The organism is Terriglobia bacterium, from assembly GCA_035712365.1.
Classification (GTDB): Bacteria; Acidobacteriota; Terriglobia; order UBA7540; family UBA7540; genus SCRD01.
The window spans coordinates 56845-71350 of sequence record DASTAW010000027.1 but is presented as its reverse complement, the minus strand read 5'-3'; the positions used below and the strand labels follow the sequence as shown (position 1 = coordinate 71350).

The following is a 14506-nucleotide window of genomic DNA, read 5'->3' as shown; positions in this document are numbered from 1 at the left end:
GTGGGCGGAGGTGCAGGCTGGATTTCGAATTGACGGACGAGGAACGTGGGATTCGGGATTCGGTGCGGGCCTTCGCGGAGCAGGAGATACGCCCTCACGTTCGCGAATGGGATGCGGCCGAACATTTTCCGATCGAACTTTTGCCTGCGCTTGCCAGGCTGGGGCTGATGGGCGTAACCGTGCCTGCTAAATACGGAGGCGCCGGTTTTGGGTACATTCCCTATGTCATAGCAATTGAGGAGTTGGCAAGAGTTGACGGCTCTATCGCGCTGGTTGTGGCAGCGCACAATTCCCTTTGCGCCAATCACATCCTGCTCGCTGGCACCGAGGAGCAGAAAAGGAAGTACCTTGTCCCACTTGCGCAGGGTGACAAACTGGGCTGCTGGAGTCTGACTGAGCCCGGCGCGGGGTCGGACGCGGGTGGTACGCGCACCACCGCGCGGCGCGAAGGTAATACCTGGATACTTAACGGTTCGAAAACATTTACTACGAACAGCCATTACGCAGACACCTGTGTGGCCATGGCCGTTACTGACAAGGCCAAGGGTAAGCATGGAATTTCCGCGTTTATCATCGAAAAGGGAACTCCCGGCTTCCGACCCGGCAAGGCCGAAGACAAGCTGGGCATGCGGGCCAGCAATACAGGAGAGATCATCTTCGAGGATTGCCGAATTCCGGAGGAGAACTGCCTGGGTGTAGAGGGGCAGGGATTTATTGACAGCCTGCGGGTCCTGGATGGAGGACGCATCTCCATTGCGGCGCTCTCCGTAGGGATAGCGCAGGGCGCATTCGAAGAGTCGCTCAGGCACTCCCGGGAACGGGAGCAATTCGGACGGCCCATCGCCAGTTTTCAGGCCATTCGCTTCAAGCTGGCCGACATGGCCACCGAAATCGACGCAGCAAGGCTGCTGACGTGGCGGGCGGCCGCTCTGGCGACACGGGGCGAACGAGTAACGCGCGAAAGCTCCATCGCCAAGCTGTTTGCCAGCGAAATCGCGGTGAGGATTGCGGGCGAAGCAGTGCAGATTCACGGTGGATACGGTTTTATCAAAGAGTATCCCGTCGAGAAGTTTTACCGGGACGTCAAGCTGTGTACGATCGGTGAGGGCACCAGCGAAATTCAGCGGCTGATTATCGCCCGTGAGTCTCTGGGGAAATTGCCGTAGCGCATCTGCTGTGCATCGCGCGCGTGATGAATTGATGGGTATCTCTGTTGAACAGTGGGTTGAGAAGATATGCGCCGGGGACCGGCGGGCGGTTGCACAGGCAATCTCCTCGGTTGAGACGAAAGGACCCTCAAGCTCGGCGTTGCTGCGCGCCCTCTTTCATAAGGCCGGTCAGGCATACACGATCGGTGTTACAGGAGCGCCAGGGGCGGGCAAGAGCACTCTGCTCGGAAAGGTGGCCACGGAATTCCGGCGGTCAGACAAGCGTGTAGGCATCGTTGCGGTGGATCCCACCAGTCCGTTTTCAGGCGGCGCTATTCTGGGCGACCGCATTCGCATGCAGGCGCTTGCAACCGATGAGGGCGTCTATATTCGCAGCATGGCAACCCGCGGACAACTGGGCGGGCTTGCACCCGCTGCACGCGACGCAGCCCTCATCCTTGATGCCGCAGGTTGTGATGTAGTGTTCATTGAAACAGTAGGGGCGGGACAAGCCGAGGTGGACGTGGCTCGCCTCGCCGACGCCACCGTCGTCGTTCTGGTTCCGGGCATGGGTGATGGTGTTCAGACTTTTAAGGCCGGTGTGATGGAGATTGCGGACCTTTTCGTGATTAACAAATCCGATCAACCGGGCGCCGAGCGCATGGAACGCGAGTTGGACGCACTGCTGTCCGTGGGGACGAAGCTGGATGCCTGGCGCCCGCCCATTGTTAAAACGACGGCGACAACGGGTGAGGGAATATCCGAACTGTGTGAAGAATTGGAGAAATTCCGGGCGGCGACGGAAGGCAGTTCCGCAGGGCTGAATCGACGGCGCGAAAACGCCCGTCTGCACCTCCTGGAATTGTTACGTCAACGCCTGTTCGAACGGGTTGCTGAGGAGCGGATTGACCAGAAACAGATCAGCGAATACGTGGAGGCAATTCTGGCGCGCCGGCGCGATCCACATTCCATCGTGGAAGAAATGCTCCAGGAATCGGGCGTCGGCTCCGGGCGCGGCTGATCGGCCCGCTCAAAGGAGATGCGACGGCCCGGGACAGGATGAAAATACCGGCGTAGTAAACCATAATCTTGCAGCTATGGGATGAAAGAATGCGTATTCATCATCTGGGCATTGCTGTGGAGTCTCTTGAAAAAGCGGCGGCAGTGTTTGAACTCTTACTGGGACGCCCGCCCGATTCTCGCGAAGAAGTCGAAGATCAACAAGTGCGGGTTGCGAGCTTCCAGGTTGGAGAAAGCCGTCTTGAACTGCTGGAGGCCAGTTCGCCTGAATCGCCGATTGCGCGCTTCATCGGTAAGCGCGGGCCGGGAATCCATCACTTGACTTTGACCGTCGGCAATTTGCAGACGACGCTGAACGAGCTCGACCGGCATGGCATCCGACTTGTCGATCGCACTCCGCGCGTTGGTGCAGGAGGTGAGTCGATTGCCTTCTTGCACCCTTCAAGTACGGCAAATATTTTGATCGAGCTGCTTGAAGAGACTGAATCGAGGCAGGAAACCTCATATCCGGAGCAGGGAAGCAAGTAATGAAGCTGGGCGCCTTTGAGATTCATGCGCTGTCTGATGGTACATTCGGCCTTGACGGCGGGCAAATGTTTGGGGTTGTTCCGAAGGTTCTGTGGGAAAAGAAGCTGCCCGCAGATGAGCGCAACCGCGTGCGCCTTGGACTCACCTGCCTGCTCGTCAAGACACGCCGCTACAATGTTCTCGTCGAAACAGGCATTGGCGGCAAATTTGACGCGAAGTTTGGCGATATTTACGACGTCAATCATTCGTCACGCCTCCCCGACGAGCTTTCACGTCACGGGATTGGACCTGGTGATGTCGATATTGTCATCAACACTCATTTGCACTTCGACCATTGCGGTTGGAATACGCGGCGCGATGGATTGAAAATCGTTCCGACGTTTCCAAACGCGCGCTATTTCATGCAAAGGGCCGAGTGGGAACATGCCCTGCACCCCAGCGAACGAGACCGGGCAAGCTATTTCGAAGAATGGTTTGCCCCAGCGGAACCGCAAACGGTGTTGGTTGATGGCGACCATGAGATCGTGCCTGGGGTCCGGGTTGAACTTGCGCCCGGACACGTCAAGGACTTGCAGTGCGTATGGATTGAGTCAGAAGGCCAGCGCGCGTGCTTTGTTTCTGACCTCGTTCCAACACGCGCTCACATCCCCTACCCATGGATTATGGCTTTCGACCTCTATCCGATGGAAACTCTGGCTTCAAAGAAGCGGCTGCTTCCGTGCCTGGCGGAGGAGGGCGTATTAACGGTTTTCCCGCATGATCCTGATGTTCCATGGGGAACGCTGTCGGAAGTGGACGGAAAGTTGACGTTCCAGCCGGTAGCAGTGAAATAACGGAGAGAAGGAAGAGTGGAGGTTCCAAAGTGGCCCAAGCAGCGATCGGGATTATTGGTGGAAGCGGACTCTATCAGATGGAAGGCCTTAGCCAGCCCAGGTGGGTTCGTTTGGCGACGCCGTTTGGCAAACCCTCGGACGCTTTCCGCGTCGGGGTCCTTGAAGGCAGGCAGGTTGCATTTCTGGCACGCCACGGACGCGGGCACGTGATCACGCCCTCGGAAATCAACTACCGGGCCAACATCTATGCCATGAAGAAGCTGGGAGTTGAGCGGATTCTTTCTGTCAGTGCAGTGGGTTCTTTAAGAGAAGATTACCGCCCGATGGACATGGCCCTCCCGCTCCAGTTCTTCGACCGGACCCGCGGCCGCATCTCGACTTTCTTCGGCGGTGGGATTGTGGCGCATGTGGGTTTTTCAGACCCCATGTGTCCGACGGTCGTGGATGCCCTGGAAGCCGCCTGCGCCGACGCGAAAGTCATAGTGCATCGCGGCGGAACGTACGTCTGCATGGAGGGTCCCGCGTTTTCCACCAAGGCGGAATCAAACGCTTACCGTAGCTGGGGCATGGATGTCATCGGCATGACGAACCTGCAGGAAGCCAAGCTTGCCCGCGAAGCAGAGCTCTGTTACGCAACGCTGGCCATGGTCACGGATTACGATTGCTGGCATCCTGAGCACGCGGCGGTCACTGTCGACCAGATCATTGACTATCTCAATCGCAACGTCAAGAATGCCCAAAAGATCCTGCGATCTGCCGTCCGTCGCCTGCCCGGCCAGCGGAGTTGCAAATGCGGGTCTGCTCTCGCACACGCGATTCTCACGGACCGCAGCAAGATTTCTGCCCAGGCTAAGAAACGGTTAGGCTTGCTCGTCGGGAAATATCTCAAGTAGACTGGTTGATACGGGTCTTTAACTCACGAGGAAAAGGCAAGCTTTTATGTCGCTTTTGGTCGTTGGTTCTGTCGCGTTTGATTCCATCCGGACCCCGCACGGGGAAGTAGAAGGAATCCTGGGCGGGTCTGCAAGCTTTTTCTCAGTCGCCGCAAGCTGGTTTGGTCCAGTCAAGATTGTCGCCGTGGTCGGCGACGACTTCGGTGAGGAACACCTTGAGGTCTTCCGTCTCCGCTCGATTGAGACCACCGGAATCGAACGCGCGCCGGGCAAGACCTTCCGCTGGAAAGGCGAATATGTGGGCGCTATGAACGATGCCAGGACACTCGACATTCAGCTCAACGTCTTCCAGAATTTCAGTCCGAAGGTGCCCGAACTCGATGCTTCAACCGAATTTGTCTTTCTTGGCAACATCCATCCGAGGCTGCAACTTCACGTTCGGCGGCAGTTGTCCAAGGCGCAACTGGTGGCACTCGATTCCATGAATTATTGGATTGAAGGCACGCCGGGCGAACTGAAGGAAACGCTGCGCGAGGTGGATGCGCTGGTGATAAACGAAGGTGAGGCCCGCATGCTTTCGGGCTGTCAGAACCTCCTGAAGGCCGCAAAGGAAATCCAGAAGATGGGCCCGAAAATCCTGGTGATCAAGCGGGGCGAACACGGTGTTACTCTCCTCAACAACGGGACGATATTTTCGATGCCGGCATTTATGTTAGAAGAGTGCAAGGATCCCACAGGCGCGGGGGACACCTTTGCCGGCGGATTTATGGGGCACCTTGCTCGAACCGGAGATCTCTCCGAAGGCAATCTGCGTCGCGCGGTCGTCTATGGTTCCGTCATGGCAAGCTTTGCAGTAGAAGAATTTGGCCTTAAACGCCTCCTGGGGCTGACACCTCAGGAAATTGAAGGACGCATGCGCGAATTTGCGCAACTGACCCGATTTGATGTCTAACCGGCCTGACGCCGATTCCACACCGCTTCAGCCCAATCCAATCCTTCCTGTCGGAGCGGCCATTTCCGTCTGGGCAGTGGTTCTCACGGTGGCCTTCGGCAGTCTGCATTTCTTTTATACCCGCGGGCTGACCCAGCTTTACGGTGACACCCTGGCGCACATGGCTGGGGCCCGGCGCCTCTTTGACTCGATGACGCCTGGCCGTGCGGAGATTGGGAACGTCTGGCTGCCCATGTTCCATTTTTTGGCGGCGCCGCTGGCCATCAATGACCACCTTTGGCGGACGGGTTTGGCTGGCAGCCTGGTTGCCACGATGGCTTTTGCCATCAGCGCATGGTTTCTTTTTCGGCTGTCACTGGAAATGAACCGAAGCATTGCCGCGGGCCTTGTCACCCTGGGCGCTTTCCTGCTTTGTCCCAGCATGTTTTACCTCGCAAGCACTCCCATGACGGAACCTCTTTCCATCTTGTGGGTCGTTCTTGCCGTTTATGCTCTGTTCCGTTACCAGACGAGCGGACTGGCACGCTGGCTGGCAGTCTCTGGGGTTGCAGCCTTCTTTGGCACGTTGACTCGCTACTCAGTGTGGTATCTCCTGCCTTTCGCGGCGCTCTTTGTTCTGCTGGTCAGAAAAGATGCTTGGAGGGTCCGCTTGCGTCGAGCCGTGTTGTTTTCCGTGATCGCGGGCGCCGGGCCGGCCCTTTGGATGCTCCACGACGCGGTCACGGCAGGCAATCCAATCGAATTTTACAACGGGCCGGACTCTGCGCAGGCCATTTATGCCCACCAGGTTGCCACCACGGCATTTCGCTATCCCACGGACGGCAGCATGCTGATATCGGCCCGCTATTATGTAGAAGATCTGAGGCTTATTCTGGGCCCCTGGCTGCTGGTGCTCGCCGCGCTTGGCCTTATGCTGTGGGTGCTCGAGCGCCGGTATCGCAAACGGCGAGCGGCGTGTCTCCTCTTGCTCGTGCTGCTGCCTTTTTATGTTCAGGCGATGGCGGGCGCTGCCGTACCGCTGTACGTCCCCGCTTATTTCCCCCATTCGTATTACAATCTCCGGTACGGAATTGAAATGCTCCCGGGAATTGCGCTCCTGGCTTCGTTCGTCATTTCGCCTACTGTGACACGGAGCCTTAGGAGGGGTATTCTGGCCGTATGCCTCGCCATACTTGGCGCGCAGAGCGCCTGGATGCTGGCCGGGGGAGCGCGCAATCTGCCGATGGTTACAGAGGGTATTCTCAACTCGCCGTGCAAAACCGAACCTGACCAGACCCTGATCGCATTCTTCAGGAGCCATTACGACGGCAAGAGAATCCTGATGCAATCCGGCGAATGGCCGTGCTTAGCTCCCACCCTGGACATTCACTATCGGAACATCCTGAGCGGAAATAATCGCAGGTATTGGCGGAAGCTCCCGGACGGGGCGGGGAAATTTGTGGAATGGATTGTGAGCGGCGAAAACGACCCAGTTGACGTCCTCATGCGCGCATATCCGGAAGCGTTTAAGGACTTCGTTCCGGTGTATCGAAGAAATTTTCCGGAACAGCAAAGCATCACAATTTACCGGCGCAAGAGCGGGTCATTCACCGCTGAACGTAATAGTTCCTAACGCCAGGATTGCAGCCAGCGGGCACAAGGGCAACCATGTCCAACAGATCAATCACTTTCACAAAATTCCATGGCCTCGGCAATGACTTCATCGTCACGAAGAGTTCCAACGTTGCCGGAGGTCCAGCCACGCTCGCCCTGGCCATCTGTGAGAGGCATACCGGAGTCGGTGCGGACGGGCTTCTCCTGCTGCAGAAGTCCCGGAGCGCACGCAATCATGCTCGCGTGCGCTTTTTTAATGCCGATGGCAGCGAGGCCGAGATGTCGGGCAACGGCATCCGCTGCGCCGGGGCTTTCCTGGTCCGTGAAAACCGCAGGCTGCGCACCCTTCGAGTGGAAACGGCGTCCGGAGTGAAGACACTGGAACTCCTGTCGACCGTTGCACAGATGAAGCAGGGGAAGTGGAGGTTCCGCGTCAACATGGGCAGGCCCATCCTGGATGCGGAGAAAATTCCGTTTCTTGCTGGAAAGCATCCCTCGCCAGTGATCGGTTACCCGATCCGCGTAACTTACGGAGTTCTGGCGGCAACCGTTACATCCATGGGGAACCCGCACTGCTCGCTTTTCGTAGAGGACTTTTCGAGTGTCCCCTGGGAGGATGTCGGCCGTGAAATTGAGCGAAGCGCGTTGTTCCCGAACAGAACCAATGTGGAATTTATCCGTGTCCTATCAAAAACGGAGATCGAAGTCCGCTACTGGGAGCGCGGGGTGGGGAAAACCATGTCGTCCGGTACCGGTTCCTGCGGGGCCGTAGTGGCATGCATCTTGAACGGTTTCACGCGGCGGTCGGTTAAGGTCCGTACGCTGGCGGGCGCTCTGGAAGTCGAATGGCCCGAGGACAAGGAAGTCCTCCTTTCCGGGCCCGCAGAACTGATAGCCGACGGAGTCTATTATCCGGCAGGGTAGATGGGGAAGCCCTGAGGGGCTTCCCCCGCAAAGCGATTGCTCTTTCTCCGCTTCGTCCGTCATCGGAACGAATCGAACTGGAAATCGGGTTTTCTGATGCCGCCTTCGCTCAAACGAGAGTTGACCACGTTCAGTGCCATGGCTCTTGTAGTGGCGAACATGATCGGCACTGGCATTTTTACTACCACGGGATTTCTTGCCGCGGACCTCGGGCGCGGTTCGCTGGTGCTCGGCGTATGGATTGTGGGCGGCATTGTGGCCGTGGCGGGTTGTCTGGTTTACAGCGAATTGAGCGTCAACCTGCCGCGGTCCGGCGGCGAATACGTCTACCTGCGAGAAGCCTGGGGGCCGGTGTGGGGATTTGTGAGCGGATGGGTCTCCTTTTTCGCGGGCTTTTCGGCTCCCATTGCCGCAGGCGGTCTGGCCTTTGCGGCATACCTCAGCTTTTTCTTTCCTTCGCTGTCCCCGTCCTCTTCCGATTCATTCCTTCATTCGGGAGTCGCATGGATTCATCTGGGCAACGGCCAACTCCTGGCGGTCGTCGTCGTCGCCGCTTTTGCCTTGGTCAACATTTTGGGGCTGCATCTGGCCGCCGGCCTGCAAAATACGCTGACCTTGCTGAAGATCGGAGTGCTGAGCGCCTTCCTGGCCCTTGCTTTTATGATCGGCCACGGCAACTGGCGCCATTTTGAGTTGCCAGCCGTGAGGGCTTCTTCCCATGATCTTGCGCTGCAGTTTGCCGTTTCCCTCACCTTCGTGATGTTCGCGTATAGCGGCTGGAATGCCGCAACTTACGTGGCAGAAGAAATTCGGGACCCCGAGCGTTCGCTGCCGATGGCCCTTGTTGGGGGAACGCTGCTGGTGATCGTGTTCTATCTGGCGTGTAACGTAGCGTTTATTTATGCGCTCCCGCTCAAAAGACTGAAAGGCGTTCTGCCGGTCGGTTCGGAGGCAGCGCAGGCGCTCTTTGCAGGACGCGGCGGCGCGATATTCAGCGGCATGATGGCGGCGGCTCTGCTTTCATGCATCAGCGCCATGGTGATTGTGGGACCGCGGGTTTACTACGCGATGGCCAGGGACGGCTGTTTTTTTCGCTCGGCCGCGCGGGTCCACCCGCGATTCCAGGCGCCGGTAGTTGCAGTGTTATTCCAGGCGCTGGCAACGGTAGCCATGATCGTTACAGGGACGTTCGAGGCGCTGATTTACTACATCGGATTCATGCTGGTTCTTTTGTCGGCGCTGGCGACGGCCGGAATCTTTCGATTGAGGAGGCGCGCGGACTGGCGGAAACTTCCTGCGGTGGACTGTTTCTTTCCTCTCGTGCCGGTGGTGTTCCTGGTGGCCAGTTGCGGCATGTTGATATCTACTGTCCGGCTTCGCCCCACGGAATCATTCCTCGGGTTGCTGACCGTTTGCTTCGGGGCCGGCCTCTACTGGTGGACTTCCCTTGGAAACCGGAATCGGCGTAGAGTATAAAGCTCGCACGCGCAGTGTGTGTACAAACATCTCCAGATCGGGCGGATGAGAAAACCGTTCAATACAGTTATTGCGCTGTTGCGATGCTCCCAAGCGGTCCCTTGCCTTGTCACCGTGCTGTGCCTGCTCGTTGCCGGCTCTGCGGTTGCACGGACGCAGGATACCTCCATCCGGTACCTGCTGGACTTGCGAAAGCCGGCCTCGCATCTGGTGGATGTCACCATGAATGTGCCGGACGCCGCCGCGGAAACGGAATTCCAGGTTCCCGCCTGGAACAATCTTTACCAGATTCGTGACTTCGTTCGCGACGTGCAGAATGTTGAAGCGCAGTGCCAGGGGCGGCCGGCGCAACTGCGTCGCGTGGACATCAATACGTGGGCAAGCGTCGGAGGATGCGCCGATTTGGAAATCCATTACGAGGTCTATGCCAACCAGGAGGGCGTTTTCTCCGCGATCCTCGACAGCCGCCACGCTTTTCTGAACTTTGCTCTACTGCTCTTTTATCTGCCGAATGAGCGTCAGCGTCCCGTGCGGGTTAAATTCCTGCTGCCGGACGGCTGGAAGTTGGTCACGATGCTGGATGACGGTCTGTCACCCGGCGAGTACCAGGCGCCCAACTATGACCGGCTGGTGGATAGCCCGGCCGAGGCAGGGAAGTTCCAGGAATACGACTATGTCCAGGCGGGCGCGGAGTATCGCATTACCATTGACGGCGAGCAGGACCTCTATTCGCCTCAGCGCCTGCTGGAGGTGCTCAAGAAAATCACCTCCAAAGAAACAGCCCTGATGCAGGATGTCCCGTTCAAGCGCTATACCTTTATGTTCTTCTTCCCGGAGAAGGGTGAGGGTGGTATGGAACACTGCGACGGCACGGCCATCAGTATTCCCGCCGACCGGATGCGTACTGGCCTTGATACGCTCGAAGTTATTGCCGCACACGAGTTTTTTCACCTCTGGAACGTAAAGCGCATTCGTCCACAGGGGCTCGAACCTATCGACTACATCCACGGGAATGACACCAGCGACCTCTGGTTTTCTGAAGGAGTCACGAGCACTTACGCGCAGCTAGTGTTGCTTCGTTCAGGTTTGATCGATAGCAAACAATTTTATGCCCACCTGGCTGAGGGGGTCCGTCAACTCAAGTCGAGACCGGCGAGGAATTTGCAGAGTGCCGAAGAATCCGGGCGGGAAGCCTGGCTTGAGAAATATCCCGACTACTCACGGCCGGAAAGAAGCATCTCTTATTACAACAAGGGCGAATTGCTGGGCTATCTGCTCGACCTTGGCATTCGCCATGCGAGCGATAACCGTTTCAGTCTGGATGACGTGATGAGACAATTGAATCGCGACTTTGCCGCGCGAGGCCGCTTCTTCAGTGATGCCGATCTCGAGAACATCATCGCTCAGCTTGCGCCTGCTTTCCCGGTCCAGGAATTTTTCCGCACGAACATTAACGGCACCGGCGACCTCGATTATGGAAAATATCTTGGTTATGCCGGGCTGGCCCTCAAGATCGAAACCCAGGAGGTTCCTGACCTCGGATTTGATTCACTCCAGGCCTTTGAAGGTCCTATTCAAGTTGAGGCAGTTGTTCCGGACAGCAGTGCGGAGAAGGCGGGGCTTCGCGCTGGCGATGTGCTCTTGACGATGAACGGCGTTGAACTGCCCGTCACACCAGATCGCGAACTGATTTATTTCAAGCCGGGCCAGAACGTCGTATTCACCGTGCGACGGGGGGCGAAAGTTCTGGACATCGCGTTTGTGCTGGGGTCGAAGAATGCGCTGGTTTATCACATTGAAGAGATGCCCAATGCCACCCAGTCCCAACTCGCCGTACGCCGAGGCTGGTTGAAAGGTGAATTGAGGAAGGGCGCAGCCGCCGTAAACTGATGTCCAGAACTCTGCTTGTTTATGCGGTCATGCTCCTCCTCCTGCTGATTCTTGGACTTCCGCTAACCCTATGGAGCTTGCTCCTGGGGAACACGGACGCCCTCTATTCAGTCGGAGTCTTCAGTGCCAGGATCGCTCTCCGTCTGGCCGGAGTCAGGCTGATCGTCACGGGCAAAGAAAAGATTCCTATGGGGAAGGCCGTGGTCTTTATGGCAAACCATCAGAGCAATTGTGATCCTCCCGCCCTGGCATCAGTCCTTCCGCCCGTTCTGATCATGGCGAAACAGGAATTTTTCCGCGTTCCAATCATAGGCATGGGCATGCGCATGCGGGGATTCATTGCTGTGGACCGAACTCATCGAGAACGGGCCTTTCAAGCCGTGGACCAGGCCGTCGCTTCCTTGAAGGCCGGACATTCGTTCCTGGCCTTCCCGGAGGGAACTCGGAGCAGCACCGGACGCCTGCAGCGTTTTAAGAAGGGCGTCTTTGTGATGGCGATCAAGGCCGGCGTGCCGATTGTTCCAATTTCGGTGTCGGGAGCAAACAAGATTATGCGCCGCGGTGATTTCAGGATCGGTCCTGGGCCGCTGCGAATTACAATCCACGATCTAATTCCCACCGCGGGTTGCAGCATTGCAGATCGCTCGATGGTTGCCGAGCAGGTCCGGCAGGCGATCATAGAAGGGCTCTTGCTTGAGGAGCGGCCGCTTGGGCCGGACGGTGATTGAATCCAGCTTCAAGGTAGAGTTTCCGGTAGGTCCATGATATTCGTCGGACGATCTTGCTTACGTGCTTTCGTTCGATGGCCTTGGATGTCTAATGAGCCCCCGCAGGGTCGCATAGATCTCCGGAAGGCGGGCGAAAACCGCCGAACACTTCAGCCAGCGCGAATTATCCATGGCCGGATATCCGGAAATGGTCTTGTTGGGTTCGACATCGGAAGGGATCCCGGTCTGCGCAGTGGCAATCACGTTGTCGCCAATTGTCAGGTGGCCGGCCACGCCAACCTGGCCCGCAAGGACTACATTCTTTCCAACCTTGCAACTGCCCGCCAGTCCCGACTGCCCGCAGAGCAGAGTATTCTCACCAATGTCGCAGGCATGACCCACCTGGACGAGGTTGTCAATCTTTGAGCCTCGGCGGAGGCGAGTGGCGCCCACCGTCGCGCGGTCAATACAGGCGTTTGCCTGCACCTCAACTTCGTCCTCGATGACGACGCGCCCGGCCTGCACGATCTTGTAATAGGAGCCGTCGGCCTGGCGCGCAAAGCCGAATCCATCGCTCCCAATGATCGCTCCGTTCTGCAGGACAACATCATTGCCGATCTGCACGTTTTCCCGGACAACCACGTGCGAGTGGGCCAAAAAGCGGTGGCCAATCCTGGCGCCGTCATAGATCACCACGTGGCCCTTGATCACGCAGTCATCGCCGATTTCGACTCCCGATCCGATCACCACGTAGGGGCCGATCGACGGATTGCGGCCAATTTCAGCATCTGGCGCTATGATGGCGGTCGGTTGGATGCCGGGATCAACTCGGACAGGAGGATAAAACAATTCCAGCGCCCGGGCAAAATCCAGATAAGGGTTGGCGGACCGCAGGGTCGGACGCCCGGGGTCGGGTTCCTCGGGCGACAAAATGATGGCCCCCGCTCTAGTCTCCCGGAGCGTACGCCTGTATTTGGGATTTGAAAGGAACGTCAGTTCTGACGGACCGGCCTCCTCCAAGCCGGCCACCGCAGTAATTTCAAGTTCTGCGGGTCCTTCCAGTTTACAGCCGAGCTTCTCTGCAATCTCACCAAGCCTCATGGCTGACGCTCCTTCTTAAAGGAAGGGCTTGCATAGGCTGTCGCCCCATCCTTGCTTTTCCTCTGGAATGCATGCCTCACGTGAAAGGTTAGCAAGGGCGGGGAGGTGTGGCAATAGCCAGCCCGGCCGGTATTGGCCAGAATTACCGCACGGGCCTGGTACGAAAACGTAAAGATACACAACGGGAATTCCGATAGCTGAAGTGGAAAGGAGAAATATGGCCTTCCGGCGTAAGGGCATTCGCGGTGGTACGAGAATTCCAGTGGAGCTTCCCGTCCAGATTCGTTGGAAGACGAGGGCGGGGAGGGAGCGTGCCGCTCAGGGCACCACAGAGAGTATGAGCGGTAACGGCCTCTTTATTCTGGCTCCGGTACGGCTTCGCCACGATACTCCAATCCAGTTTACAGTCTCCCTCCCAACTGAGGTTACCAATACGCCCATGCAGTTGCAGTGCATGGGACGCGTGGTTCGGCAGAAAAAGACAGGGGACCGCGCGGGACTCGGGGTGGTCATTGATGACTATCGTCTGGCCTCCGGCAAGCGTACCGAACGATCCAGTAACCAACCGGCATAGGTAGCCGGCTGCACGGATTTTTCGAACAATATTCAGCTTCCCGTTATCGCCAGCGACAAGCGGTCATATCGGGGTGCTTTGTATTAAACAGAGATTCGATGATGCAAGAGAGGAAGCAGAACAATTACAAGGCCAGGGCCAAAATTCTGATTGCTGATGGCGAAGGCGTCTTCAGGCTGGGCCTGAAGAAGCTTTTCAGCGTCGAGGACGATCTCCGTGTAGTCGCTCAGGCTGAGAATTCCGTTCAGATGGTGGCGATGAACAGGTCTTTTCGGCCCGACTTAATTCTTGTCCAGGAAGAGATAGCCCTCACCGGGTTCGATCGTTTTGTTGAACGGCTCCGCTTTGACTCGCCCAATTGCAGAGTCCTCGTAAGTTACTCGCATCTCGCTGATAGGCAGAAGGAAAAGCTGTTACTCGATGGAGTGTCGGGAGTCGTCGCAAGATCCGCGCAACCTGAATACTTTGTCGAAATCGTGCGCAGGGTCCTCGACGGCGATGTCACCGACCCGCCACAGACGGACAGCGGAGCCGTCCCTGTTAATCCGCCCAACGCTGACCACCAGAGACCTGTTGATACCCTCACCGCCAGAGAAAAGACGATTATCAGTTGCCTCACACAGGGTTGGCGAAATCGAGACATTGCCGCGCACCTTCGCATTACCGAGCAGACGGTCAAAAACCATCTCAGGTCGATTTACGACAAGGTGGGCGTTTCTGACAGGCTTGAACTTGTGTTGTATGCCATTCACCGCCAGCTTGAGTTGCCTCCTGTAACCTCTTCAACAAGCCAAGCTTAGCGAATTTTCGATCGAGGTGTTGTGCTCTCGAAATGCACCTCGGCGATTGCCCCGGAGCCGGCCAATT

The 14506-nt window shown here is 57.3% G+C and carries 14 protein-coding genes; 13 read left to right on the top strand and 1 reads right to left on the bottom strand.

Going from position 1 to position 14506, the window contains the following annotated elements; genetic code table 11:
• The first annotated feature begins 17 nt into the window (after positions 1 to 17).
• From VFQ24_07550 to VFQ24_07500, 11 genes are all read left to right on the top strand, one after another.
• Positions 18 to 1166 carry an acyl-CoA dehydrogenase family protein gene (locus tag VFQ24_07550; protein ID HET9178197.1) on the top strand — a complete coding sequence of 383 codons (1149 nt, stop codon included), beginning with the start codon at positions 18 to 20 and terminating at the stop codon, positions 1164 to 1166.
• Positions 1167 to 1200: 34 nt separating this feature from the next.
• Entirely contained in the window at positions 1201 to 2169 is a 969-nt protein-coding gene (gene meaB, locus VFQ24_07545; GenBank protein ID HET9178196.1) for a methylmalonyl Co-A mutase-associated GTPase MeaB, read from the top strand.
• Between the two features lie 89 nt (positions 2170 to 2258).
• Positions 2259 to 2696, top strand: coding sequence for a methylmalonyl-CoA epimerase (gene mce, locus VFQ24_07540; GenBank protein HET9178195.1), 438 nt, complete (start codon positions 2259 to 2261; stop codon positions 2694 to 2696).
• Positions 2696 to 3529: an MBL fold metallo-hydrolase gene (locus VFQ24_07535; GenBank protein HET9178194.1), complete on the top strand. Its 834-nt coding sequence runs from the start codon at positions 2696 to 2698 to the stop codon at positions 3527 to 3529. The genes mce and VFQ24_07535 overlap by 1 nt, the downstream gene beginning before the upstream one ends.
• A 29-nt stretch (positions 3530 to 3558) precedes the next feature.
• Positions 3559 to 4422 carry an S-methyl-5'-thioadenosine phosphorylase gene (gene mtnP / locus VFQ24_07530; protein ID HET9178193.1) on the top strand — a complete coding sequence of 288 codons (864 nt, stop codon included), beginning with the start codon at positions 3559 to 3561 and terminating at the stop codon, positions 4420 to 4422.
• 46 nt (positions 4423 to 4468) lie between these two features.
• Entirely contained in the window at positions 4469 to 5374 is a 906-nt protein-coding gene (locus VFQ24_07525) for a PfkB family carbohydrate kinase (protein ID HET9178192.1), read from the top strand.
• Positions 5367 to 6986, top strand: a complete 1620-nt coding sequence (locus tag VFQ24_07520; protein ID HET9178191.1) for a glycosyltransferase family 39 protein — start codon at positions 5367 to 5369, stop codon at positions 6984 to 6986. The genes VFQ24_07525 and VFQ24_07520 overlap by 8 nt, the downstream gene beginning before the upstream one ends.
• A 35-nt stretch (positions 6987 to 7021) precedes the next feature.
• On the top strand, positions 7022 to 7891 hold the full coding sequence (gene dapF, locus VFQ24_07515) for a diaminopimelate epimerase (GenBank protein HET9178190.1): 870 nt from the start codon (positions 7022 to 7024) through the stop codon (positions 7889 to 7891).
• A gap of 36 nt (positions 7892 to 7927) precedes the next feature.
• Positions 7928 to 9367, top strand: a complete 1440-nt coding sequence (locus VFQ24_07510) for an amino acid permease (protein HET9178189.1) — start codon at positions 7928 to 7930, stop codon at positions 9365 to 9367.
• Positions 9368 to 9412: 45 nt separating this feature from the next.
• Positions 9413 to 11257, top strand: a complete 1845-nt coding sequence (locus VFQ24_07505) for a PDZ domain-containing protein (GenBank protein HET9178188.1) — start codon at positions 9413 to 9415, stop codon at positions 11255 to 11257.
• Positions 11257 to 11985 (top strand): lysophospholipid acyltransferase family protein, encoded by a 729-nt coding sequence (locus tag VFQ24_07500; GenBank protein ID HET9178187.1) that lies wholly within the window; start codon positions 11257 to 11259, stop codon positions 11983 to 11985. The genes VFQ24_07505 and VFQ24_07500 overlap by 1 nt, the downstream gene beginning before the upstream one ends.
• A gap of 57 nt (positions 11986 to 12042) precedes the next feature.
• On the opposite strand, the gene lpxD is transcribed toward VFQ24_07500, so the two are convergent.
• The gene (gene lpxD / locus VFQ24_07495; GenBank protein HET9178186.1) at positions 12043 to 13065 is read right to left on the bottom strand and encodes a UDP-3-O-(3-hydroxymyristoyl)glucosamine N-acyltransferase; all 1023 of its coding nucleotides are present in this window, start codon (positions 13063 to 13065) and stop codon (positions 12043 to 12045) included.
• Between the two features lie 217 nt (positions 13066 to 13282).
• Between lpxD and VFQ24_07490 the strand changes: the two genes are divergently transcribed.
• Both VFQ24_07490 and VFQ24_07485 read left to right on the top strand, forming a co-directional pair.
• Positions 13283 to 13639, top strand: a complete 357-nt coding sequence (locus VFQ24_07490) for a PilZ domain-containing protein (GenBank protein HET9178185.1) — start codon at positions 13283 to 13285, stop codon at positions 13637 to 13639.
• 98 nt (positions 13640 to 13737) lie between these two features.
• A complete protein-coding gene (locus VFQ24_07485) occupies positions 13738 to 14439 on the top strand; it encodes a response regulator transcription factor (GenBank protein HET9178184.1) in 702 nt (233 codons plus the stop codon).
• The last annotated feature ends 67 nt before the right edge of the window (positions 14440 to 14506 follow it).

Excerpts from the sequence above, each read along its gene's own strand:
- VFQ24_07500 (HET9178187.1), top strand. The coding sequence starts at position 11,257 with ATGTCCAGAACTCTGCTTGTTTATGCGGTCATGCTCCTCCTCCTGCTG.
- dapF (HET9178190.1), top strand. The coding sequence starts at position 7,022 with ATGTCCAACAGATCAATCACTTTCACAAAATTCCATGGCCTCGGCAAT.
- VFQ24_07520 (HET9178191.1), top strand. The coding sequence starts at position 5,367 with ATGTCTAACCGGCCTGACGCCGATTCCACACCGCTTCAGCCCAATCCA.
- lpxD (HET9178186.1), bottom strand. The coding sequence starts at position 13,065 with ATGAGGCTTGGTGAGATTGCAGAGAAGCTCGGCTGTAAACTGGAAGGA.
- VFQ24_07485 (HET9178184.1), top strand. The coding sequence starts at position 13,738 with ATGATGCAAGAGAGGAAGCAGAACAATTACAAGGCCAGGGCCAAAATT.
- mce (HET9178195.1), top strand. The coding sequence starts at position 2,259 with ATGCGTATTCATCATCTGGGCATTGCTGTGGAGTCTCTTGAAAAAGCG.
- meaB (HET9178196.1), top strand. The coding sequence starts at position 1,201 with ATGGGTATCTCTGTTGAACAGTGGGTTGAGAAGATATGCGCCGGGGAC.
- VFQ24_07535 (HET9178194.1), top strand. The coding sequence starts at position 2,696 with ATGAAGCTGGGCGCCTTTGAGATTCATGCGCTGTCTGATGGTACATTC.
- VFQ24_07490 (HET9178185.1), top strand. The coding sequence starts at position 13,283 with ATGGCCTTCCGGCGTAAGGGCATTCGCGGTGGTACGAGAATTCCAGTG.
- VFQ24_07525 (HET9178192.1), top strand. The coding sequence starts at position 4,469 with ATGTCGCTTTTGGTCGTTGGTTCTGTCGCGTTTGATTCCATCCGGACC.
- VFQ24_07505 (HET9178188.1), top strand. The coding sequence starts at position 9,413 with ATGAGAAAACCGTTCAATACAGTTATTGCGCTGTTGCGATGCTCCCAA.